The sequence below is a fragment of the uncultured Gilliamella sp. genome, assembly GCA_945271295.1.
GTDB lineage: Bacteria > Pseudomonadota > Gammaproteobacteria > Enterobacterales > Orbaceae > Gilliamella.
This window is the reverse complement of record CALYPG010000005.1, coordinates 101,743-127,493: the sequence shown is the minus strand read 5'-3', so window position 1 is coordinate 127,493 and position 25,751 is coordinate 101,743. Positions and strand designations below refer to the sequence as shown.

The 25,751-nt window shown below is 33.8% G+C and carries 19 protein-coding genes, 1 pseudogene and 1 CRISPR repeat array; of the genes and pseudogenes, 9 read left to right on the top strand and 11 right to left on the bottom strand.

Annotated features, from left to right (window positions below):
* Nucleotides 1-33: 33 nt before the first annotated feature.
* Genes Q0K76_RS04680 through Q0K76_RS04670 form a run of 3 tightly spaced genes read right to left on the bottom strand, consistent with a single transcriptional unit; the run spans nt 34 to nt 4,211 of the window.
* Complete coding sequence (locus Q0K76_RS04680; protein ID WP_294612156.1) at nt 34-1,215, bottom strand: carbohydrate porin; 1,182 nt, start codon at nt 1,213-1,215, stop codon at nt 34-36.
* 42 nt (nt 1,216-1,257) lie between these two features.
* The gene (locus Q0K76_RS04675) at nt 1,258-2,613 is read right to left on the bottom strand and encodes a glycoside-pentoside-hexuronide (GPH):cation symporter (RefSeq protein WP_294612153.1); all 1,356 of its coding nucleotides are present in this window, start codon (nt 2,611-2,613) and stop codon (nt 1,258-1,260) included.
* A 29-nt stretch (nt 2,614-2,642) separates the two neighbouring features.
* A complete protein-coding gene (locus Q0K76_RS04670; protein WP_294612150.1) occupies nt 2,643-4,211 on the bottom strand; it encodes a hypothetical protein in 1,569 nt (522 codons plus the stop codon).
* 382 nt (nt 4,212-4,593) lie between these two features.
* On the opposite strand from Q0K76_RS04670, the gene Q0K76_RS04665 reads away from it, so the two are divergent.
* From Q0K76_RS04665 to Q0K76_RS04650, 4 genes are all read left to right on the top strand, one after another.
* Nucleotides 4,594-5,409: a helix-turn-helix domain-containing protein gene (locus Q0K76_RS04665; RefSeq protein WP_294612148.1), complete on the top strand. Its 816-nt coding sequence runs from the start codon at nt 4,594-4,596 to the stop codon at nt 5,407-5,409.
* A gap of 91 nt (nt 5,410-5,500) precedes the next feature.
* A CRISPR array of direct repeats spans nt 5,501-6,188; the repeat unit is 28 nt; unit sequence TTTCTAAACCGCTTATGCAGCGGTGAAC.
* 727 nt (nt 6,189-6,915) lie between these two features.
* The gene (locus Q0K76_RS04660) at nt 6,916-8,343 is read left to right on the top strand and encodes a sodium:proton antiporter (protein WP_294612146.1); all 1,428 of its coding nucleotides are present in this window, start codon (nt 6,916-6,918) and stop codon (nt 8,341-8,343) included.
* Nucleotides 8,344-8,555: 212 nt separating this feature from the next.
* Complete coding sequence (rhaS, locus tag Q0K76_RS04655) at nt 8,556-9,380, top strand: HTH-type transcriptional activator RhaS (protein ID WP_294612143.1); 825 nt, start codon at nt 8,556-8,558, stop codon at nt 9,378-9,380.
* 29 nt (nt 9,381-9,409) lie between these two features.
* On the top strand, nt 9,410-10,261 hold the full coding sequence (locus Q0K76_RS04650; protein WP_294612141.1) for a helix-turn-helix domain-containing protein: 852 nt from the start codon (nt 9,410-9,412) through the stop codon (nt 10,259-10,261).
* Between the two features lie 65 nt (nt 10,262-10,326).
* On the opposite strand, the gene rhaM is transcribed toward Q0K76_RS04650, so the two are convergent.
* From rhaM to rhaB, 5 genes are all read right to left on the bottom strand, one after another.
* Nucleotides 10,327-10,641, bottom strand: a complete 315-nt coding sequence (gene rhaM / locus Q0K76_RS04645) for an L-rhamnose mutarotase (RefSeq protein WP_294612138.1) — start codon at nt 10,639-10,641, stop codon at nt 10,327-10,329.
* 94 nt (nt 10,642-10,735) lie between these two features.
* A complete protein-coding gene (fucO, locus tag Q0K76_RS04640) occupies nt 10,736-11,890 on the bottom strand; it encodes a lactaldehyde reductase (RefSeq protein ID WP_294612135.1) in 1,155 nt (384 codons plus the stop codon).
* Between the two features lie 517 nt (nt 11,891-12,407).
* Nucleotides 12,408-13,232: a rhamnulose-1-phosphate aldolase gene (gene rhaD, locus Q0K76_RS04635; RefSeq protein WP_294612132.1), complete on the bottom strand. Its 825-nt coding sequence runs from the start codon at nt 13,230-13,232 to the stop codon at nt 12,408-12,410.
* Between the two features lie 13 nt (nt 13,233-13,245).
* A complete protein-coding gene (locus Q0K76_RS04630; protein ID WP_294612130.1) occupies nt 13,246-14,496 on the bottom strand; it encodes an L-rhamnose isomerase in 1,251 nt (416 codons plus the stop codon).
* 37 nt (nt 14,497-14,533) lie between these two features.
* On the bottom strand, nt 14,534-15,955 hold the full coding sequence (rhaB, locus tag Q0K76_RS04625; RefSeq protein ID WP_294612128.1) for a rhamnulokinase: 1,422 nt from the start codon (nt 15,953-15,955) through the stop codon (nt 14,534-14,536).
* Between the two features lie 209 nt (nt 15,956-16,164).
* On the opposite strand from rhaB, the pseudogene asd reads away from it, so the two are divergent.
* A pseudogene (gene asd, locus Q0K76_RS04620) lies at nt 16,165-17,001 on the top strand (archaetidylserine decarboxylase); the annotation flags it as partial.
* 97 nt (nt 17,002-17,098) lie between these two features.
* On the opposite strand, the gene Q0K76_RS04615 reads toward asd, so the two are convergent.
* Nucleotides 17,099-17,629: a DedA family protein gene (locus Q0K76_RS04615; RefSeq protein ID WP_294612124.1), complete on the bottom strand. Its 531-nt coding sequence runs from the start codon at nt 17,627-17,629 to the stop codon at nt 17,099-17,101.
* Nucleotides 17,630-17,808: 179 nt separating this feature from the next.
* Between Q0K76_RS04615 and fdhD the strand changes: the two genes are divergently transcribed.
* The 4 genes from fdhD to Q0K76_RS04595 all read left to right on the top strand — a co-directional run bounded on the left by fdhD (nt 17,809) and on the right by Q0K76_RS04595 (nt 22,171).
* Nucleotides 17,809-18,621, top strand: a complete 813-nt coding sequence (gene fdhD / locus Q0K76_RS04610) for a formate dehydrogenase accessory sulfurtransferase FdhD (RefSeq protein WP_294612122.1) — start codon at nt 17,809-17,811, stop codon at nt 18,619-18,621.
* Between the two features lie 402 nt (nt 18,622-19,023).
* The gene (locus Q0K76_RS04605) at nt 19,024-19,842 is read left to right on the top strand and encodes a purine-nucleoside phosphorylase (protein WP_294612120.1); all 819 of its coding nucleotides are present in this window, start codon (nt 19,024-19,026) and stop codon (nt 19,840-19,842) included.
* Between the two features lie 62 nt (nt 19,843-19,904).
* Complete coding sequence (locus Q0K76_RS04600; RefSeq protein WP_294612118.1) at nt 19,905-21,143, top strand: nucleoside permease; 1,239 nt, start codon at nt 19,905-19,907, stop codon at nt 21,141-21,143.
* Nucleotides 21,144-21,271: 128 nt separating this feature from the next.
* Nucleotides 21,272-22,171, top strand: coding sequence for a DMT family transporter (locus Q0K76_RS04595; protein WP_294612116.1), 900 nt, complete (start codon nt 21,272-21,274; stop codon nt 22,169-22,171).
* A gap of 57 nt (nt 22,172-22,228) precedes the next feature.
* Here Q0K76_RS04595 and Q0K76_RS04590 read toward each other — a convergent pair whose 3' ends face one another.
* On the bottom strand, nt 22,229-23,179 hold the full coding sequence (locus tag Q0K76_RS04590; protein ID WP_294612114.1) for a hypothetical protein: 951 nt from the start codon (nt 23,177-23,179) through the stop codon (nt 22,229-22,231).
* Between the two features lie 1,523 nt (nt 23,180-24,702).
* Nucleotides 24,703-25,677 (bottom strand): DNA-binding transcriptional regulator DsdC, encoded by a 975-nt coding sequence (dsdC, locus tag Q0K76_RS04585; protein WP_294612112.1) that lies wholly within the window; start codon nt 25,675-25,677, stop codon nt 24,703-24,705.
* Between the last annotated feature and the right edge of the window lie 74 nt (nt 25,678-25,751).

Below are 25,751 nucleotides of genomic sequence, written 5' to 3'. Positions count from 1 at the left end.
ATTTAAATTACTTAAAAATTAATAATATAATTATTAGAAGAAATATTTAAAACGCACTCGTGCGCCATAGCGATTATCATCGCCACCACCCTGTTTTTTGTCTCGATCTAAATGTGACCAATAAGTACCAAGGTAGATATCAAAATTATCCAATTCCATAACATCTGGTATCAAATAAGAGGCATTAATTGTATGTAACTTATATTTACCTTTAGCATGAATTTCACCCTCACCTTTGTAGCTTGGATTAAATGATTTAATATCATTGGCGGCAAATATATAACCAAGTCCGATACCTTTCCAAATGCTATTGATACCAGCAGTAAAATCTGTTTCTTGCTCAGCATCTAAATAAGCCACACTGGTATTAACTAAAATTCCGTCAGTAGACTTATTAAAATCTCCCTCACTATTCCAGCTCGTCGTTAAACCATATCCAGTGCGTTTAGACTGATCTAACCATTTTCCGTTATGATCATTATAACCATACGCATTATTAATCAAATTATGTTCCACCGCAGCAGCGACAGATACAAAACCATTTTGATAAGAAATTACCGGTCGTAAATAGATAACATTTTTATCTTTATGTAATTTATAACCATGATAAGTATTATCATCAAACAAAGTGGTACCATCTTTAATCATGGCATTAACTTGAAAAGTGAAATCCCCTAAATATTTAGTTAGTTCTATTGCACCACCATCGCTACTACGACCACGCCCTTCTTTCATCATGTAAATATAACCAAAGCCATCACTATAGAGATCATTTGCGGTATTACCTGAATATTCGATAAAGGTGTCTTGACCTAAAGGAAACATATCATACGCTTCATAACGACCAATTTTGATCCGCCAATCATTTTGATGACCAAAATAAAAAGCCGCATCATCTAAATTAACTTTACCGCTTAAATCGGCTAATGGTTGAGCTGAAAATCCTGCATAATTTTGATTGTCTAACTCACGCAGGCCATCAAATCCAATTAAAATACGACCGTTAACATCCCAACGATCAGTGTCTTTAGCATCAAAATCTTTTTTGGCTGTTGTCCTTACCGATGTCAATTGATGTTTTTTACTTGCCGCATCAACATTGAACTCGACATCACCATAAAACTTTAGCGTTCCTTGGGTAGTCTGCCATTCAATTGATGCTAATGCTGAAACAGAATATAAACAACAGACTCCTAACATTATTTTTAACTTCATAGTCCTTTCCTCATAGATTATTATAAATACCAAGTGTTACGCTTATGGGTTATCATTAGAATTTGAATTTCTGGCATCGAGTTCTGCTCGAATTGATGCATAATTGTCATCAAGTTTATAAAACTTACCAATCCAAAACATCGAAGCGATAATTAATATTGCAGGCAGGTATAGATAACAAAGTTTGATCGCAAATAATGCACTTGGCTCTTGAGCTTGATTGGCAACATATCCACCCCAAGATAATAAAAATCCGGTAATCGCTCCGGCGCCAGCCATGGCAACTTTACCTAAAAAGCCATTAATTGACGTTAAAATACCTGCAGTATTGATGCCTGTTTTCCAAACCCCATAATCAACCGGATCAGCTTGCATTGAAAAATAAATGGCTAAACGCTGGCCATGACCAAGTGATAGCACTACTGCACCTAAAATAAGACCAATATGATTAATCCCTGACAAGATCATAATCCCCATACCAACCAAATTAATGGTGCTGGAAAATAGGTAGATATGCCGTTTTTTTAGATAATTAGCCAAAAATGGGACCGTTAATGTGCCTAATAAAGGAACAAAAGTAGATATACCAGCAATAATGGCGGTTAATTCGGTACTTTGCACATAATAATTAAAGAAATAAACCAACGAACCAGTTTGGAGGAAAAATGCACCCCACATTAAGAAAATGTTAAAGGCAAACACTTTCCATGGCATATTATCTTTTAATCCTTGCCAGGCTCTTGTCAATGTCATTTTCTCTTGGTTGATATGAATTTTTTCTTCTACGTTTTTAAAACTGATAATTAAAAAGAAAGTAGCAATAATGCCAAAAATAATTGCGGTATATAAAAAGCCATGATTTTGATCACCATGACCTAATGTTGCAACAAGTGGTAATGTCGCAACCGCCACGATGGTTGAACCTAATGATCCTAATAAAATACGTACTGATGATAGCGTTGTGCGTTCTAAAGAGTCAGCGGTAAGAAAAGGCAACATTGCACTAAAGGGAATATTGACAATAGTATAAACAAATGAGAGACATAAATAGGTAACAAAAGCATAGATTAGTTTACCTGTTATGCCAAAATCCGGCACATAAAAAACCAATACACAAAGCAAACCAAATGGTACAGCGCCAATGAGTAACCATGGGCGACAACGTCCCCAACGAGTGGTGGTGTTATCAATAACCAGTCCCATTAAAACATCGGCAACCCCATCAACCAACCGAGTAACTAAAAACATAATCCCCACGTAATAAGCAGGTAAACCCATAACATCGGTATAAAAATACATGAGATATAACGAAATTAATTGCCACACAAGATTGCAAGATAAATCTGCTATCCCATAACCTATTCGTTGTTGCCAACGTTTAAAAATTGAATTCACCATATTGTCATCCTTTTATAAAAATTAATTAGTTAAAGTGCATAGTGACGAATAAACCATGCCGGCGTACAACTCCACGCATGGCAATAACTATTGATTATTTTGTTGCCATATGGCGAATAACTTGGATTTTGCGGATCGAATAACTCCCAAAAAGTATCTGCGCCATATTCAATCATTTTTCCCCAATAGGCTTTGATCTCTTCTATAGCTTTATTTTTCATGCCAATTTTGAACAGAGCTAAAATAAAATGATGTCGCATGTAAGGTGTGTTCATGCCAATTTCAGGAGGGGACGACAACAGATTATTCATGAGTTTTTGTTGATGGGCTAAATCACCAACATCAGCAAGAATCATCCAAATTTGTGTAGCGTAACTAACTTGCCGTTGTGCGCCGCTGACATAAAAACCTAACTTGGCGTCCCACAATTTATTAGCCGCGCATTTAAGAGCATCTAAGTGTTGTTGTAATTTAGGTACCATGTTAGGTTCGAAGATTTGAGCCAGGTGCAGGGCTTTATCAAGACAATAAATTAATACCCCTTGTGAAGCACCTTGTTTATTAAGCTTTTCATGCCAATCAATGAAAGACCACCAATCATCACTATCAGCAACAATGCCATGTTTGTCACAACGACTTAACCCTAGTTCGATCTGCTTTAAGGCTATAGGCCATAACTCTTTAACTGTTTGTGAGTCATTGGTTGCGACAAAATAGTTATAAAGCACATCGACATAAAAAAGCGAATAATCAAATAAAAAAGTATCATCCGCCACCACATCCGGTTTAACAAATACATTTGCCGAAACCATTCCATCTTCACGTCGGTGACCTGCAAACAAATATAAACAACGACGAACAAGATCATGCTGTTGAAATGTGACATTATTAACTAAAGCTTGCAGACGTAAATCCCCTAACCATAGCCGACGATCTCGTTTTGGGCCGTCTTCAAACACTTCTTGCATACAATTTCGAAGTGTAAGGACTGAAATCTGATCTATCTTCGCTAATTGGGTATCAGTCGGTTGATAAACAATGCCGTTTTTAGGTGCTGAACTGACGGTTTTAAACACCATATTTTTAAATATGATTTGATATTTAGGAGATAATGAAACCACCTCTATCTTTAAGTATCGAAAACAATAACGCCTTGGTAAGTTAACTTGAGCGGGTAAAACATCGATATATTCATCATGCTCTTGTAACCAACTTTTACTTAACCAGCCTTGGTATTGGCTAAATGGTTCGGCAATCTCACATAGTGTTTCGCCAAATGTTAATTTAAGGTGAGCTGGTGCATCGGGTGGACTACCTACAGGTTGACATAAAAATGACAAATAACCGACACCATGACAACCAAAATCAAGAATAAAACTATCACCCGTTTGGAAACTTTGTTTTAAATAACATTGTGCTTGACTGATTATATTGGCTGAATAGCCGTCAATAGCATTGGCATTCCTCACTAACGTTATAATTTTTTGTGGGTATATGTTATTTTGATAAAGAGTGGGTAGTAAATTTTCGGCTTTTGAAATGAAAACTTGATCTCTAACCATAACAACATGATCGTTTTTTTGGATCTCTTGTGCCATATTATTCCTCCTGTTTAACTTATTCAGGAGTATAACCAGGGGGGATTTAGGTTAGCTACTTTAGTACTGCCAGATTAGAGTGATAAATGGCAGTAATGAAAAGAACACAACGAGGAAGTTCACATATTTTGAATTATTATTTTCTATCTAAAAGTCAATTACTTTATTGTGTTATTGAGATGATTGAAAATTGCGTCTTGCAATGATTCATAACCAAAATAGTCATTATAATTTTAAAATTTTGGTCGAAGTAATCATTAATATTAAGCTTTGTTCGCAAACTAATAACTTACAATTTAAATTAGCCAGTTTAGCATTTAATAAACCAAGCATTTTCAATAATCTTAATTAAGAATAACTATAATAAATTAGGATCGACATTATGAATACTTTAAAAATAGCTACTTATTTTAATTCAGAATCAGATAAATTGGCGTTATATCAGAGTGATCCAGAGAGTAATTGTATTGAGCATAACCATGAATTTGACGAATTAGTCATTGTTGAACAAGGCCATGGGTTACATGTGATTAACGGTAAGCCATTGTTTATTCAACAAGGTGATGTTTTTCTTGTTCGTGATCATGATTACCATTTTTACGATGATTTAGGTACGTTAAAACTGACTAATATTCTTATTAATCCATATCGTCAATTTGTATTTTTAAATAAGATTGAAAACATTTTAAACCGTATTTCAGCAAGCGATTTAAACTCTTACATATGGCTTGCGCCAAGTTTACGAAAAGAGTGTAACATGGTTATCGATCAGCTTTTTAATTTAAAAAATCCATTAGAGTATCGAGAATATCTATTTTTTAAATTAATTACTATTATTAGCCAAGCACATGGGCAAGCACAAAAAAATAACACACGCTATAAACTTCACCTTCTGCTTAATCACTTACAAGAAAACTGCTTTGAAGAATATGATTGGAATAATATAGCCCAACGCTTCCACCTAACCCTTCGAACTATGTTTCGACATATAAAAGAAGCAACCGGCTTAACACCTGAAAATTATATCAAACGGTTAAGATTATTATCGGCTAGAAATAAAATTAGAGAGAGTGATATGACAATTACCGAAATTTCATTATTATGCGGATTTATTAACAGTACTCACTTTTCTACGCTGTATAAAAAGGCTTTTGGGGTTACACCTCGTGAAGAAAGACGGAAAACAGACAATATTTAGCTAAAATAAAATTATCCACAACTTCAAAAATTAGTATGGTTTTTCAGGTATGTCTTTTTAAGATTGAATAAGCCTTAAACTCCATTACTAATAATTAGACCGCTTATGCAGCGGTGAACGGGTTTCTGCATTATACCGTCAGAGTACTAGTTTTCTAAACCGCTTATGCAGCGGTGAACGAAAAAGATAAGAGTGACCCGTCTAAATTTCATTTCTAAACCGCTTATGCAGCGGTGAACTTTCTCGATTACCAAGTCAGCAACGGCGACGTTTTCTAAACCGCTTATGCAGCGGTGAACAAAGAATGCAGAAAACTAGCAAAAGCAGGAGTTTTCTAAACCGCTTATGCAGCGGTGAACGTAGATACTGTTAGCGATGATACGCTCGTCGATTTCTAAACCGCTTATGCAGCGGTGAACGTCCATAATTTTCTACAACCTCCAGCTTAAATTTTCTAAACCGCTTATGCAGCGGTGAACGTTGCTAATTCCTGCTGTGTGATTATCTGGGATTTCTAAACCGCTTATGCAGCGGTGAACTATTCTCATCTCTCCGGGCTTTGAGCCACCATTTTCTAAACCGCTTATGCAGCGGTGAACTTCACTTGTTCAGATGTCGCTGGATGCAGAAATTTCTAAACCGCTTATGCAGCGGTGAACGCTTGCTATGATTTTTTTGATTACTGTATTAATTTCTAAACCGCTTATGCAGCGGTGAACTCAATTCAAAAAATAGTTTTGGTGCTTATACATTTCTAAACCGCTTATGCAGCGGTGAACTAGAATCCAATATACTATAAAGCCTGTTCAGCAAAAGACAAATAACAATTTTAGCTGTTAAAACCCTTTTTTGAAGCTCGTTTTTAATCTATTGATTTTATTAACATTTAAATTACAAATAAAAAAAGGGTAAACTACTTAGCTGGTACTTTATACTAAAACGTATATTATTCCTGAAACATTTTTACAAAATAGTCAACAATACTTGTTTCTATCCATTTATTTAAGTATTGCAGATAAAGTAATTTGTATCGCTTTTTCGGTTGTTGTCCAATAAACTTTGGATATGAAGGTAGATAATATATACGCAAGTATGAGAATGTAAATTAACCAATCAAAGTAATTATAATATGACCCATCTTTACACAAATCTGAAGCGGATAAATTTGGGGTAATTTGAATAATTGAACAAAACGAAAGTGTGTTGGCAAATGAGTATCATAGATGGTACAAGTAATGAAAGAACAAGATTTCACATTAAATTCCCTAGTGTTATAATATGCATTATATTAATTTTATTAAATAATTTAACACGTTCAAAATTTTACTTAACCACTAAATACGTTATGATTAAACTTCTAAACTAAAAATCGCCAAAACTATATTGCGCTATAAAAAACATAGTAGGATTGATGTTAATTATTCCTATCAGGCCTGTAAATAATCAGTTAGCCAACTATTTGACGATTTGCTATAATTTTGCATCTTTAAGCCGATAGATAGTACCATGAAAAATCATTTCCATTTATCACTTATAACGTTAGTTACTCTGTTATCAATATCTTTTAACTCATTTGCAGCCGATTTTAACGGTTCTGAACTTTCATTATTATGGGGTATACCATTTATAGGTATTTTACTATCTATTGCATTATTACCATTATTGTTACCAAGGCTTTGGCACTATCATTATGGCAAAATCATTATTTTTTGGACGCTGCTATTTTTAATATCTATGTTATTGTCATTTGGTTGGCAAATTACTATCACCTTAACTAGCCACGCTATTTTAGAAGAGTATATTCCTTTTATTTTATTATTATTGGCACTATTTACTACTTCTGGTGGTATTTTAATTAAAAGCGATGTAATTAGTAGTCCAAAACTCAATGTCGGTTTGTTAGCCATTGGTACATTATTTGCTTCTGTTATGGGCACTACCGGTGCTGCAATGTTGATGATTCGTCCGTTAATTCGTGCTAATCGTGAAAGGCAACAGCGCGTGCATATTATTATCTTTTTTATCTTTTTAGTTGCCAATATCGGCGGTGGATTGACACCTTTAGGCGACCCGCCTTTATTCATTGGTTTTTTGAAAGGCGTCGATTTTTTTTGGACTGTCAAACATATGCTAGGTCCGGTTTTGTTAACCTCGTTTTGGTTATTAGCGATTTTTTATGTTATTGATTGCCATTATTACCGACAACAATATGGTAGCTTAAAAATGCCATCACCAATAAAAAACACTAATCATATTAAAATATATGGAATTAAAAATATTATTTTATTATTCGCAATTATTATTAGTGTGTTGGTATCGGGTATTTGGCAATCACCGTTTAGTATTAGCATACTTGGTTCACATATTAGCCTACCTAATTTGGTGCGCGATGGTATATTTATCATAATTACTATCGTCTCACTGCTAATTACCCCAAAACAAGTTCGCGCTGGCAATGAATTTAATTGGGATCCCATTTTCGAAGTGACTAAACTCTTTGTGGGTATTTTTATTACGATTGTGCCAGTCCTTGCTATTTTACGTGCTGGCACTGATGGAGCTTTAGCGCCAGTAGTCGCGCTGGTTACTGATGACCAAGGGCAAGCGATTAATAGCATGTATTTTTGGCTCTCTGGATTACTTTCTGGATTTTTAGATAACGCGCCTACTTATTTGGTATTTTTTAACTTAGCCGCTGGCGATGCCACAACATTAATGACGATTTTTGAACAAACGTTACTTGCTATTTCGATGGGTTCGGTATTTATGGGAGCACTGAGTTATATTGGTAATGCGCCTAATTTTATGGTCAAAAGTATTGCAACACAACATCAGATCAACATGCCTAGTTTTTTTGGTTATATGAAGTGGTCAATTGGTATTTTAATTCCGATCTTTATTATTAATAATTTGGTGTTTTTTATGTGGTTTTGAGGTGGAATTAACTGTAAAGATCTTTCAGGTTAGCTACACGTTTCAGTCAAAATAGTGGCTATAAACTGTGAGTTTTCGCACACTTTTGACAAAAAATCTCGACTTACTGTAAATTACAGCCAAAAAAATATTTTTGATGTCCAAATATTAATGGTCAGACTCGTATTTCCAACCTAAAATATTCCTATTAGCATTGAAGCGAGGATTATTTCATGGTAATGATGCTTTTTGATAAGGATTTTTTTTCCTGTAATGAACAAAATATTACAATTGAACCAAGAACACCCCAACCGGTTTATCCTGAACATACTCATAACTTTAATGAAATTGTGATTGTTACCGGAGGTCATGGTAAACATATTTTAAACGGTCAGATGTTTGATTTATACCCAGGAATGATGTTTTATATTCATGCTTCGGACTGCCATTTATATGAAGAGGTGGATAATTTACACCTGACCAATATTTTATTTAGAGACTTTAACAAATTTAATTTTATCAATGGGGTCAGCGATTTAATACCACAACAAGATCCATTTCAAGCTCATTATTTTTTTGATAAAAAATGTGACCAAAATATTCAAACTATTTTGACTGAATTAAATCGTACCGGTATTAAACCTACTGCTTATCAGGAAAGTTTATTTTTACAATTATTAATTTTATTTAAACAAAACCAGTATGTTGAGACAGGTTCTGGATCAAATGATAATCGTGTTAGACAACTATTACGCTGGCTACAAGTTCATTTTAAAGAAACAATTGATTGGGATAAAACCACTCAACAATTTTCATTATCGTTAAGATCTTTTCACCGACATGTAAAAAATGAAATCGGGATTTCACCACAAAAATATTTAATAAAATTACGTCTAGCCGATGCTTATTCTCAATTAATTTATACTAATAAAACAATAACGACTATTGCCCAAGAGTGTGGCTTTAATGATAGTGCTTATTTTTCGACATGTTTTAAACAAGAATTTAATTTTACACCACAAACATTACGCAATAATCCAGATAAACGATATCATTAATTTTATGGTTATATTGACAGGGATCGGTTATGCATAAATATTTACATTTATATAAAAAGGATTATTTTATTTCTGAATTAAATACCGTTACTGTTGAAAGAAGAGAACACCAAGAGCCTTTCCCATTACATGACCATGACTTTGATGAGTTAGTTATTGTGTCTTCTGGTAATGGAGTACATGTATGGAATGATTATATCTATCCAATCACCACTGGCGATATTTTGTATATTAATCACGATGATATTCACGGCTTTGAATCGGTGAACAATCTTAAGCTATACAATATATTATATATTAGAGAAATTCTGTTTTTATCTTCAATTATTGAACCCTATTTACCCAAAACTAACGCTAAACATACAGAACGCGTATGGCGAATACATCCTTCATTTTTAAAACAGTTATCACCTTTAATTGAACAATTATCGATAGAATCAAAAAAGAATAATTTAGCGTCAGTACACTTATCTGAAGCACTATTTTTACAATTTATTATATTACTCGATAGAATTAAGCAACAGCCTAATGATATTGCCCCTACGGCAACCCATCAATTAGATATATTATTTACCGTGCTACATAACAGTATTGCAAGCCCATTTAATTTTGAAATATTTTGCAAAGATTATAATATTGCTAGCCGTTCTCTTAGCCGATTATTTAAACATCAAACTGGTATGACAATTAACGGTTATTTACACAAATTGCGTTTATGTAAAGCCATGTCATTATTGCGCAATACCTCTTTTGCTATTAGTACTATTTCGGCTGAATGTGGTTATGAGGATAGTAATTATTTTTCCGCAGTGTTTAAAAAAGAAACTGAACAAACACCTTCGCAATATCGAGCACAATTCCGTAATATCAAAGTTCAGTAATCACTCTCTTATACTCGCTGTTTTATAAGTATATTTAGGTTTGCGGTAAAGAGAGTTATAACATTTTATTCAAGATAGAAAACTGGTAAAAGCGCTTCACTTATGGGGCTATTATCAGCATTGCTTGGCATAATATCTTGCATAAATGCCCACCATTTTTGACAAGCTGTAGTTTGGGCAACGGCATTCCAACGCTCTTCAGATTCAATTTCCACATATGCAAATAATAGATTCCGTTTAGCATCTAAAAAAATTGAGTAATTATGTGCACCATGGGCTTTTAATACTTCAACAAGTTCTGGAAATATTTCGTCATGGCGTTTTTTATATTCGGCATGTTTGTCCGGGTTAATTTGCATTATAGATGCTTTTCGAAGCATAGTTATTCCCTATATATTAGCTTAGAGTTTGAGCCTAAAGGGAATAGCACTAATATTGCTCTATAAGCCATTCCCCTGTAAGCATTGCAAACAATTAATGATACACTGAAAGATACAATTCTTCGATTTCTTTAATATTGGTATCGCGAGGGTTGCCACCGGTACAAACATCAGCAAAGGCGGCTTGAGCTAAAGCGGCGATATCCTCTTTTTTCACGCCAATTTCCTTTAATGTGGCGGGAATGCCGACATCTTTATTAAGTTGTTTAACCGCCTCAACTGCCGCTTGTCTAGCCGCTTGTGTGCTCATAGCTTCAGTACCTTTTACGCCCATTGCTTTAGCAATATTCCGATATTTATCAGCGGTAAATTCAGCATTATAAGCCATTATATGTGGCAATAAGACTGCATTAGCAACCCCATGTGGTGTACCATAAAAAGCACCTAATGGATGTGCCATACCATGCACTAACCCTAAACCAACGTTAGAAAATCCCATTCCTGCAATATATTGGCCTAATGCCATATCTTCAACGCCTTTTGCTACACCTTTAACTGAATCGCGTAATGAACGAGAAATCACTTCGATCGCTTTAAGATGGAACATATCTGACAATTCCCAGGCACCTTTGGTAATATAACCTTCAATAGCATGCGTTAATGCATCCACTCCTGTTGCTGCTTTTAAACTCGCTGGCATGCTAGCCATCATTTCAGAATCAACAATTGCAACCACCGGAATATCATGCGGATCAACACAAACAAATTTGCGTTTCTTCTCTTCGTCGGTGATTACATAATTAATCGTTACTTCGGCAGCTGTGCCCGCTGTGGTTGGGATAGCTATAATTGGCACGGACGGTTTTTTAGTGGGTGCCACACCTTCTAAACTACGCACATCAGCAAATTCAGGGTTATTAATAATAATACCAATCGCTTTTGCGGTATCTTGTGGTGAACCACCACCAATTGCTATTAGATAATCAGCGCCAGATTGTTTAAATATATCAACTCCTTTTTGAACAATACCGATAGTTGGATTAGGCATGACTTCATCAAAAATTTGATACATTAGTCCATTTTGATCTAATAAACTGGTAACTTTGGTTGCTACATTAAATTTGATTAAATCTTTATCGGTTACCACCAATGCTTTTTTAAAACTTCGTTTTTTTACTTCATCCACAAGATTACTAATTGAACCTGCACCAAAATAAGATGTTTCATTTAAAATCATACGATAAGACATACATTACTCCTCTTTATTAATTTGCCAAACTAAGACCAATAATATTGGCAATAACAATAATCATCCAATACTAAGTATCCATACTGTTTGTTTGCCTATGCTATTTTACTTGTTAAGATTAATCCAAAATTCTTCAATGAAATTTAAAGTTGCAGGTATAACATTAGCCAACATATATAAGGAGAGTAAATAAGATTGCCATGAACCAATCTTCTTACCACAGCAAAAGTCCTTTATATAACTCGCATAAGAAATATCAGCACAAGCATATTTACGCTACACAAACAAAGATCTCACAATAAATTCGTTAATTAGTTAATCCAAAAAACAATCATTCAACGTAAAACAATCCATTTAAAATACCTATTAACTGCACCATTGCCAAATACCCATTTTTTTTATTTTTTTAAGGTATAAAAAATATGTTACTTAAGTAGCATTAACAAACTCCTCAAATTCCGGAAGGTTACCTTATTGCCCTGCTCTTTGCCTTTTCATTTAAATAAACATTAAAATATTATACTTTTAAAGCATCTTCCATAGGATTAACGCCAAAACGTTCAGCTAAGTGTCTAAATTGTTCAACAGAAATAGTTTGCCGTTTACCGCCCATAGACATGACTTTTACTAATACTTCGGCGGATTTTTCTGCTGTATCAATTAAACCAAATGCTTCATCTAAACTTGGACCTGTACCAAATACACCATGAAAAGCCCATAATACTAAGGTATGCTTAGCCATTTGTTTGGCGGTGGCATAACCAATTTCATCTTTACCGGGAACCATCCAAGGTACCACGCCAACGCCATCGGGGAAAACCACCAAACACTCAGTACTCATTTCCCATAATAGTCTGGTTATTACGGCGCTATCAAGTTCTAATACATAAGTTAAAGCAATTAAGTTAGTCGCATGGCAATGCATAATAACGCGATCTTTACCTTGGCTTTTTTCCATGCGAACAATATGGGATTGTAAATGCGCAGCAAGCTCAGAAGTTGGTGTTCCGCCGTTTATTAGCCCCCACATAATGTAATAACCTTTACCTTGTTCATCTATTTTCACTACCGCTAAAGTATCAGCGGGATCAAGAATGACATTACGGAAAAATTTACCAGAACCTGTTACGATAAAGTATTGATTAGCAAGCTTGCTCACATCTTGAGTTAAAGAAACATGGCGTGGATTTGCATAAAAATCACTTTGAAATGACGTTACATCACTGTCAAGTAATCGTAAACTAACATTACCACCATTACGTTCATCCCAACCTTTTAACCACATATCATAAGTAGCTTTAATCATGCCTTGTACAAACCATGAAGAGAGAATTTGTTGCATTGTATTCACCTTATTATCGTTGACTTAATACCGTTTTTTCGTATTGACGAACCTCATCCAACCATGCACTACCAATTGGTACATCATTTAGCTGACAATACTTGTCCCAAACAGCTTGCCATGGTAGGGACTTTTGCTCTTCTAATAATGCTAATCGAGAAGTAAAGTCGCGATCATGTTCCATTTTTTTAAGTTGTGCAGTAGGCTCCAATAACGCTTTTAACAAACATTTTTTCATATTACGTGTACCAATAACCCAAGCGGCAATGCGATTAATTGAGGCATCAAAGAAATCTAAACCAATATGGACTCGGTTAAATAAATTGTTACGAATGATTTCGCTAGCAATATTTTGAGTTTCATCATCAAACAGTACCACATGATCACTATCCCAACGTACTGGGCGGCTAACGTGTAATAACAAATGTTCAACAAATGGCATCACCGCTGAAATTTTATCCGAAATAACTTCAGTTGGATGAAAGTGACCGGCATCTAAACAAAGTGCGGTTTTACGTGAAGTAGCATAAGCTAAGTAAAATTCATTCGATCCAGCAGTATAAGATTCTAAACCGATACCAAATAATTTACTTTCAACGGCATCGATATGGAATTTTGTGTCTATTTTTTCACTAATAATGTCATCTAACGATTCTAATAAACGTTGTCTTGGTGCAAATTTATCAACAGTAATATCTTTCATACCATCTGGTAACCAGATATTCATTACTGATGCCGTACCTAATTCTCTCCCAAAATATTCCGATACTTTACGGCAAGCTTTACCATGATCGATCCAAAATTGACGAATTTCATTATTGGTATGCGTTAATGTACCATCACTACTTAAAGGGTGAGAAAAATAAGTTGGATTAAAGTCTAATCCGATTTTTTGCTGTTTTGCCCAATTTACCCAATTAGTAAAATGTTCAGGTTTTACTTCATTACGATCCACTTTTTGATCCGATTCTAAATAACATGCATGTAAATTTAATCTTTTCGGTCCAGGAATAAGGTCAAATGCTTTATCTAAATCAGAACGGAGTTCTTGTGCGGTGCGAGCTTTACCGGGGTAATTACCTGTTGCTTGTATACCACCGGTCAAATCACCTGATTGATTTTCAAAACCGGCGACATCATCACCCTGCCAGCAATGAACAGATATCGGTAATTTAACCATCATAGCAATTGCCGCATCGGTATCGACACCTATTTCGGCAAATCTTGCTTTGGCGATCTGGTAGGCATTGTCAATTACACTCATTTGTTGCTCCTTGATAAAGTAAGTAATTTTTTTGTAGTTAATTGTTCTCTTTGGGGGAATAATATTTTGTATTAAAATTTTGGGCTATGATGCGACGTAAAGTTGTAACATCTTTGATATCCCCTAATGAAATAAGTTGATAACCAATATTGCCTAATGCTGAAGATTCAATAGGGCCAGCAGTAACATTTATGTGGCAAATATCGGCACATAACTGATTCAAAAATTCATTTTGGCAACCACCACCAACAATATGTAACGTTTTAATTGGTTGTTTGCTTAACGATGAAAGTTGGTCTATGACATCTTTATAAAGCATCGCTAAACTATCAAAGATACAACGAACTAATTGGGGGAGGCTTTGAGGTATGTTATTGCTATCGTTATGGCTATTTTCTAAACAAATTTGTTTGATTGCCTCTGTCATTGATTCTGGGTTTAAAAATCTTGGATCGTTTGGATTGACAAGGTATAAAAATGGCTGTTCTTTTTTAGCAAGTTCAATCAACGGTACGATTTCTTTAACATTATGTTCTGCACATACTCGCTGAAATAACCATAAACCCATAATATTTTTAAGCACTCGATAATGACCATTAACGCCACCTTCATTAGTGATATTGCTTATTAATGCTTCTGATCCAGTAACTGGCGTTTTGGACTCAATACCCATTAACGACCAAGTTCCCGAACACAAATATGCACAATTTTGATGACTTAGTGGCGCTGCGATAACTGCACTTGCAGTATCATGACTCGCAACAGCAATAACAGGAATTTGATCACCTTTGGCGCTTTGCCAATACCCGACTATATTGCCGGGTGATTGAATATCGCCAAACCATTGACGTGGTAAACCAAGATAACTAAGAAAATCATTATCCCAATCATTAGTGGTAATATTGACCAATTGGGTAGTGGTAGCATTGGTATATTCACAATTAAGCTTACCGGTTAATCTATAAATGAGGTAATCGGGAATCATCACCAAATTAGTGACTTGTGATAGCCAATTTGGCTGTTCTAACATCATCGCTTTAAGTTGATAAAGAGTATTAAATGTTAAAAATTGAATACCGGTTTTTTGATAGATATTTTCTGTACCAAGTTCTTGTTGGACTTGATGCATAATATTATCAGTTCGATGATCGCGATAAGAATACGTAGGGCCGACTAGATTGCCATCTTTATCTAGTAGCACATAATCCACACCCCAAGTATCAATACCAATACTGTCAAGTTTGATGTTTTGATCAAGGATTATATTTAATCCAATCAATATTTGTTGTTCGATATAAGCCAGATCCCAACAAAAATTTGATCCAAGTTGTTTAACTGTATTACTAAATCGATATATTTCTTTAAGCGTTAACTGCTGTGTTTGTTGTTGATAACATGACAACATTACTCTACCGCTAGAGGCACCTAAATCGATAGCTGCAATATATCTATCCGCCATTATCATCATCCCTATTATTAAGATAGATATAATGTAATGTGGAATGATTAAAATAGCTTTTAAACGGTTGCCATTGTTTAAGCCTAATTGGCAAAATATTTAAAATCTGTGTGATCCATACCACAAATAATCAAATAGTGGGGGATTCACACATTCTTTGTAAATATTTGTTATAATTATTTACTTCGATCATAATTAGGGAGTAATAAATGTTAAATCAGCTAAAAGCAATTATTCAGTACCTTCTGCCTAAACAGTTGTTAACCAATATATTCGGTTGGCTAGCAAAAAAACAATTAGGTAAAGTCACAACATGGATGATTACAGGTTTTAGTAAACTGTATAAAGTAGATTTAAGTGAAGCCCAATTGAACGATGTAAAAGACTATAAAACTTTTAATGACTTTTTTGCTCGCGAGTTAAAAGATGGTGCTCGTCCTATCGATCAGGCAGACAATGTAATAGTGATGCCTGCTGATGGAGTAATGAGTCAATTTGGTTCAATTCAAGATACACAACTCATACAAGCTAAAGGTCATTTTTATTCATTAGAATCGCTTGTTGCTTGTCATCCCGATATGATTAAGTTTTTTAAAAATGGGGCTTATGCAACCACTTATTTATCGCCTAAAAATTACCACCGCTTTCATATGCCTTGTGATGGAATCTTGCGGGAAATGATCTATGTTCCAGGTACATTATTTTCCGTAAATAAAGCCACTACTGAAAGTATTCCTAATATTTTTGCGCGCAACGAACGGGTAATTTGCTTATTTGAAACTGAATTTGGGCCGATGGCGCAAATTTTAGTCGGTGCAACCATTGTTGGTAGTATCGAGGTTAAATGGGAAGGCGTTATTACCCCGCCACGTGATGGTATTATGAAACGTTGGACTTACGCTGGTGAAGTAAAATTAACCAAAGGGCAAGACATGGGATGCTTCAAACTAGGTTCCACTGTCATCACGCTATTTGCTTCAAATACTGTAGAATTTGCCAATAACTTGAAAGTGGGTGATATAACGCGTGTGGGGCAAAAATTAGCAGAAAGGATTTAACCTAAATTAATTATTGTTCTCTTTAGTTATTTAACTAAAGAGAACATAATATCTTTCTATAACTCAATCATATGATGGCTAACTGTTAGCCAAAAAGCGTCTCTAACCAAGGTACACCATATGCACCCGGCGCAAGAAGAACAAATGCCCAGATCGGTGCTGAAGCAATATTGGCAAAGTTAAACTTGGTTGTTGGCATATGCATAGTACCAGCAATTAATGGAACTATCGCTCGCAGCGGACCAAAAAATCGTCCGATAAAAACGCCCAATGTACCATAGCGATGAAAAAACTGTTCAGCACGATAAACCAATTTGGGATGCTTATTCAGTGGCCATGAAGTAATAATCTTTTGATGATAATGCTTACCCAACCAATATGAAACCCAATCACCAACAACAGCCCCCAGCGAAGCTGCAATCAAAACAGGTAACAACGAAATAGCACCGGCGCCAATTAATGCGCCAGCCCCAAGTAAAATTGCTGTTGCTGGTACTAGCAATGAAATAACAGCTAGCGATTCCCCAAAAGCCAAAGCAAAAATAATCGGCACTGCCCAAATTTGGTTATTTTCAATAAATTGCATTATTGCATGTGTAATTTCGGATAATGACATATTTTGATTATGTAAATTATAAATTGATTAAGGTAGGTTATTTTACCATAATAATATAATTGCAGTTTAGGTTGTTAACTTATGCTTGAAGATTAGCATTGATTACATAATTACTTGCCTAGTCAACATGACAATTGCTAACGCTATTTTTAAAAATCACCGTTGCCAAGAGATGAACTATGAGTACCGGCATTGAAACCATTACAGTAAATAAATTCCAGACGAATCAATTACAGTTGCCAGAAAATGATTATTTGGCTATCGAGCAGCCTGTAGCATTAATTTATAATGGTATTTCACATGTCGTGATGATGGCAACACCAAAAGATCTTGATTATTTTGCTATCGGTTTTTCATTAACTGAAAAAATTATAGAATCAGTTAACGATATTTTTGGTATTGATATTATTGAAACTGCTAAGGGAATTGAAGTCCATATTGAATTGGCTTCTCGTCGTTTTATTGCTTTAAAAGAAAGACGTCGTAACTTAACTGGGCGCACTGGTTGTGGTATTTGTGGTACGGAACATATTGATCAAGTTTGTCAAATAGCGCCGATCTTATCTTTTAACGATAAAATTGTATTATCTGATTTTGACCATTCGCTAACTTACTTAAAGCAAGTACAACTAGTGGGGCAACAAACCGGCTGTACTCATGCTGCAGTATGGCTTGATTTACACGGTAATTTTATAGCTGGATTTGAAGATATTGGTCGTCATGTTGCGTTGGATAAGTTACTGGGTTATCGTGCCAAACACTGCCAAAATAATAACCAAATGCCAAAAGGCGTGGTACTGATTTCTAGCCGGGCAAGTTATGAAATGGTACAAAAAATAACCTGTTGTGGCATTGAAATTTTATTGGCTGTTTCTGCTGCTACTTCAATGGCAGTGAATATGGCAAAACAGAGTAATTTAACCTTAGTTGGATTTTATCGAGGTGATAAAGGTGTGATTTATTCCGCTCATGATCGCATCAGTCAATACTAATATTATTAGATTATGCTAACTACCCTTTATAACGAAATTTGGCGATGTAACGCTTAATAGGAAATTAAAGAAAAAATACTAATTGTACGATTATTCAATAATATACTTAACATGCCTCTTTCTTTATTTTGCATAAACGATCATAATATAACCTTATAAATAATAACCACATTATTTAATAACAATTTTTATTCTGTGATCTTTTTCTCATTAAGGAGAAAAGTAAATTACTATTTTTTTTGTTTATGACATACTATGTCGGCATAATTAAGCTAAGCTTATATAAATTCAAGATATAGTACTGTTAACAAATATAAACAGTAACAATTTAAGAGATAAATATGGTACTTTACCAACAAATATCAAAGCTCAAATCTATAAATAATTTCAAAGGACACCGTTATGCATAAAACAGCAGATATTCAACAAGCAGTCAATTATATTCAACAACTAACAAGCCAAAAACCAACTATTGGGATCATTCTTGGTTCAGGACTAGGGCCTTTTGCTGATACTTTGGAAGATGCTGTGCATATCCCTTATGATGACATTCCTCACTTTGCTAAATCTGCTGCTGTTGGTCATGCTAATGAATTAGTGATTGGTAAAAGTGGCAATAAAACCGTCGTTGCTATGAAAGGACGTTTCCATTATTACGAAGGTTTTACGCTTGATCAAGTTACTTTCCCGGTGCGGGTGATGAAAATGCTTGGCGTTGAAAAACTGATAATTACTAATGCCTGTGGTGCGGTTAATACTGGTTTCCAACCTGGTGATTTAATGCTTATTACCGATCATATCAATCTTACCGCTAATAATCCGTTAATGGGGCCTAATAATAATGAATTAGGGGTGAGATTTTTAGATGTCAGTGAAGTCTATAATAAACAATTACGTGCAACTGTCGTTGAGGTAGCCAAAGAACTCAATATCACTTTACGTCAAGGTGTATACGCATGGTGGACAGGTCCAACTTACGAAACCCCAGCAGAAATTAGAATGATCCGTGTGTTAGGTGCTGATGCGGTCGGTATGTCAACCGTTCCGGAAGCCATCATAGCACGTCATTCTGGCATTAAAACAATTGGCATCTCCTGCTTAACTAATATGGCTTGTGGTATTTTGGATCAACCTTTAGGGCATGAAGAAGTAATTGAAACTGCGGAACGCGTTAAAGCAACATTTTTAAAATTAGTTACCCAAACCATTGCACGTTTTTAATAGGTAATTTTTAAATATTTTAATAATTTAATAAAAGTTCACCTTCGATTAGGTATAAAACAATGAATATAAAAAATAGATTAAAAATAATGCTGTTTTTGCAATATTTTATATGGGGGAGTTGGTTAACAACATTTGGCGCTTACATGAATAACACCTTGCATTTTTCAGGGGTTGAAGTTGGTATTGTTTTTAGTTCTAAAGGCCTTGCAGCCCTGATTATGCCAGCTGTTCTTGGTATTATTGCAGATAAATTTATACCGGCTAAATATTTGTATATGCTTTGCCATTTAGTTGGCGCGATTGCCCTGTTTTATGCGGCACCTATTAATAATTCAACCATTATGTTTTGGATTATGGCGTGTAATGCATTTGCGTTTATGCCAACTATCTCACTATCTAATTCCATTAGTTATTATTGTTTGGAAAAAGGTGATTTAGATACTGTTACTGTATTCCCTAAAGTGCGAGTGTTTGGAACTATAGGTTTCATTGTAGCGATGTGGACAATTAGTTTACTTGGTTATGAATTAAGTAATATGCAACTTTATGTGGCATCAGCGGCATCAGTTTTATTAGTGCTGTATACAGCAACGTTACCTAATATTCCAATTGTCAAACAACAACATCAATCTTGGTTTTCACGTTTAGGGTTAGATGCATTTGTGTTATTCAAAAAACCAATTATGGCGGTGTTTTTCCTTTTCGCCATGTTACTAGGAGCTATATTACAAATCACTAACGTTTTTGGGGGAGCCTTTTTACATGATTTTGCTAATTACCCGCAATATAAAGATAGCTTAGTTGTAAGCCATGCGGCTATTTTACTATCCGTTTCGCAAATGGCAGAAGTTGGCTTTATTTTAACCATCCCATTTTTCCTCAAGAAATTTGGAATAAAAAAGGTCATGATAATAAGCATGATAGCGTGGACACTCCGTTTTGGGTTATTCGCCTTTGGCGATCCATCACCATTCGGATTTGTATTACTGATGTTATCTATGATTGTTTATGGTTGCGCATTTGATTTCTTTAATATTTCTGGTTCTATTTTTATCGAAAAAGAAGTTAGTTCAAATATTAGAGCTAGTGCCCAAGGTCTTTTTATGACAATGGTAAATGGTATTGGTGCCTATATTGGTTCAATTCTAAGTGGATTAGTCGTCGATATGTGTACTCATGATGGTATGAAAGATTGGCATACAATTTGGTTAATTTTTGCTTCTTATGCATTATTACTCTGCATCATTTTTTACTTTACCTTTAATTATGATCATAATAAAACACCAATAACCAACTAACATTCCTTAGTTAAATAAAGTTTAAAATTTATGAAAAAGTAACAGGATTTTATCCTGTCACTTTTTCTTTGTTATTTCATCGAAAAGTATCGATGAAATTAGTATTAAAGTAATGAGATATAAATAATATGAAAGAGCAGTTTTTAGGTGGATTTTTAGTTTTTTTAGGGGCTTGTAGCTTTGGGGTTCTCTCTTCTATCGTTAAAACCGCTTATCGTGCAGGTTATACCCTCGGTCAAGTTACCGGTGTTCAGTGTTTTTTTGGCATGTTAATGTTATGGGGACTTCATCTTATTTTCAGTTCGATTAATAAGAAAAAAACAAACGCCAACAAACATAAACAAATTACCAAAAAATGGAAAGTTATTATTGTGGGGATTTTTCCTGGTTTGGTAGGAATATGTTATTACCAATGTGTCCAGTTAGTACCGGCATCGATTGCCATTATTTTATTAATGCAATATTTATGGATAAGTGTCATTATTGATTTTGTTGTGTTTAAAAATAAACCCTCAAAATTACAACTGTTAGCGGTTTTTGTAATTATTGTAGGAAGTTGTTTAGCTGCCGGGATTTTTAATAATGAAATCCGATTAAATTTAAAAGGTTGTGCATTCGGATTTTTAGCCGCATTGATGTATACACTATTTATTAGTACTAGTAGCAAAATTGGCAATGAGTTACCTAAATTAGAAAAAAGTGCCTTAATGATAAGCGGAGCTTGTATTATTACCTTTTTGATTTTTCCGCCATTGTTTTTCTTTAAGCTCAATATTAGTGATCAAATTTATCAATTAGGCTTTTTATTAGCACTTCTTGGTACGGTAATACCACCTTTTTTATTTTCTGTTGGTATTCCTAAAATAGGAATTTCTTTGAGTGCTATATTATCGGCTGCCGAACTCCCAGTTGCTGTTATGTCATCTTATTTTTATTTAAAGGAATCAGTGTATTCTACTCAATGGTTTGGTGTAATAATTATCTTATTTGCCATTGCTTTACCCAATTTGAAACACCTCAAAAAATAAACACAATGTTATAAAGCTAGGTGTGGGCAAAAACCACACCTACTTTAATCAGGAAAGTCAATGATACATTATTTTTACTGATAGTCGACTACTGCAAAAACAGAAGATGAAATGAATCAGAATAAAGCTAATATACCCGCTTATCAGGTTATCAGAAAACAACTTCACGAAGATCATAATTTGATAAAATATAGGAACAATCAATGTAAATATAATTGTAATAATTACTGTTATAAGCAATTTTCCAAATTTTATGCTTGAATCAATTTTGGTAAAACGGTTACGAGCAGCAAAATAAAATATGGCGTAATAAAGTACCATTAATAACAGGAAAGCAAATAATACAATTAAATAACTTCCATCATTTAATTCAAACAAAATTCTATAAAATAATGGATATACGACATCCGTCCAAAATAATGCAATGAAGAGTAACATCAAAGAACTAAAGACATGTGCATAAATTCGACTACCAGTTAAACCTTCTAATATATAAGATTGCTGCTTAGTAACATTGGTTTTAGCAAATAACAAAAACAGCAAATACAATAAAAATATAGATATTATAAAAATTATCAAACTTGCTAATTTACTAATCAATGTCAACCATAAACCTATTTGAGATAGAGACATAAATAATTCGGTAGATGATATAATTAGTATAAAAATGCGAGAATAAATAACAACTTGATATATTATTTTAATTCCAAAATAACATAGAGCAAAAATAAGCCCTATCAACGCTACTTTTATTCCAAAGTCAGCAATTGAATATAGCCGAAATTTCTGACAGAAAAAAATGGTAGCTATAAAAAATAAAAGTAGGGTAGATAAATTAAAGGCTAAAGACATAATGATTTGTTTGGATAAAAAATTATCTGGTAAATATGAATTGGCATAAGATTGGATTAATAAAAAACCATACATCAATCCGAAAAAAATAATAAAAAAAACACTGATAAAAATGAACGGTAATTTGAAAAAAGATGGGCGATTGATTGTATTCATTACATGTCCTTATAGTTATAACTTGTGAATAACATTCTGATATATATCCATATTTTGAAAGTAGATTGTTAACTATTCTAGTTAACATCGTCAATATATTTATCCCAATGGTTGGGTGTGAGAATTATCTTATTTGCTAAAATATTACCCACTTAAAATACATTATAAAATCGATATAATTTTATAAAGCTCAGTGTGGGCAAAAACCACACCTACTTTAATCAAGAAGGTCAATGATACATTATTTTTACTGATAGTCGACTACTGCAAAAACAGAATATGAAATGCATCAGAATAAACAGATTATTTACGCCAGTAATGCTATTTTCGGGTGCAAGGTATTCAAATATCAAAATTAGGATATCTTTTAAATTAAATAAAGGAACAATTAATAGCAAAATAAATACAATCAGTACCATTACAAGCATTTTCAAAAATTGAAGCACTGAATTAAATTTTTTAAAACAGTTACGAGTAGCAAAATAAAAAATGAAATAATAAAGCATTAGTATCAATAATTCAAAAACAAATATTAAGATTAAGTAGCTCTCATCGATCAATATACCGGGGAAAAGGAGGTAAGGATATCCGATGTACATCAAAAATAACGAGACCAAAAGTAACATCAAAAAACTAAACGTATGTGCATAAATCCGACTGGCAGTCAACCCTTCTAATTTATAAGGTTGTCGCTTAATGACATTTTCATGACCGAATAAAAAAAACAATAAATACAAAAAAAATAGAGATACTAGATAAGTCATCACATCTCTCCATTTAAATAGCATAAATAGATCTATTTTCCCAATCCAACTTGACCGAGATGATGATATAAACTGTTCATTAATAATTCTTATCGCAAAAATATTTAATATGTGGAACCCAACATAAAATAGAGCAAAAATAACGCCAATCATCTCAACTGTTAATCTAGAATCAACAAGATAATGAAATCGAAATTTATAACAGCACAAAATGGCTATCATTAAAAATAAAATTAAAGGAAATAACTCTTTGATAAATAAAAAAATCATTCGTTTGTATAGAAACTGATCGGATAAATCCGGTAAATTTTGTGCAAAGTAAAAAACCATCATCAATCCAAAAAAAATAACACCAAATACACTTATGAAAATAAACGGTAATTTGAAAAAAGATTGACGGTTACTTGTAGTCATTATATTTCCTAACAGTTATATTTGTTAAATAACACTTCTAGATTTGTTATCCTATATTTAACAAATAAGCTGATAACTATTTTTACTAATTATTCTAGGGGGATGCTGATCTTTAATAAAAAATTAAAAACAGGCATAACTAATTGTTATAATTGAATTCTTAACAACAAAAAACAACCTTATTATCCAGATTCATGTTACCAGATAATCAATGGATAAATCTATAAAAACGCTTAATCAAAACAAAGCGAGCACAATTAGTACTCGCATATTGCTATATTTATTACCTTGGTGGGTTGATTAAAATGAAAGATCAACAGATCCTAGTATTTGTAATGATATAGATTATTCATTATTTTCATAATTATCCGAATTATCAATAGCAGATGCATTACTTTTTAACCATTGAATAAATACATCAACTTTAGGATTGTACTTGCCATGAGGTGTTAATATATGATATCGCTGTTTACATAATGCATGCATTCTCGGAAACGGTGCCACTAATTGCCCTGATTGAATACTTTGTTCAATTAAATGTTTTCGTCCCATTGCAACCCCGGCATGATTGATGGCAGCAATTATTGCTGAATCGGAACGATCAAAAAATATTTTATGGATATCATTAAAGGCTATTGATAATGAAAAATGCGTGGCCCAAGTATCCCATTCATCAAAGTTGGAGTCACTACCCCACGCCTGATTATCATGCAACAAGGTGCACTGATATAGATTATCAACATTATCATACAAGTTATTTTGTTTTGCATAAAATGGGCTACAAACTGGAATGATCGTTTCACTCATTAAATACTCACCATTTAATTTTTCATAAAAAAGATCATCATAATAAATAGCTAAATCAATTCTGTGTTTGTTAAAATCGATAATTTCATTTCCAGACAAAACGTTAACAGTAATATAAGGGTATAACTTAGTGAATTGTCCGAGTTTAGGTACTAACCATCTTTGCGCAAAAGAAGGCCTTGAATAAATTGTTAATGTACCTATTATTTCTTGATTTTTAATTTCTAAAATTTCTTGATTCAAGATATTTAGTGATTTTTTAAATACATTAAATAAATTTCTACCATCACGAGTCAGTTCAATTCGTCGATGAAAACGTTCAAATAATTTAAAGCCTAACTCTTCCTCTAATTTATTGATCTGATGACTTACAGCACTAGGGCTAATACAAAGCTCTTCGGCAGTAGAACTGAAGGATAAATGTCGGGCAGCAGATTCAAAAGTGTGTAACTTTGCTAATTGATAACGATTAACGACGCGATTTGTTGCTAGATAGTTTTCTTCCTTATACATCTGTCATTTCTCCTGTACTTCGTTTTTGGTAACTTTGGTTAACAGTTTTACTAATAGTAATGATTATATTCAAT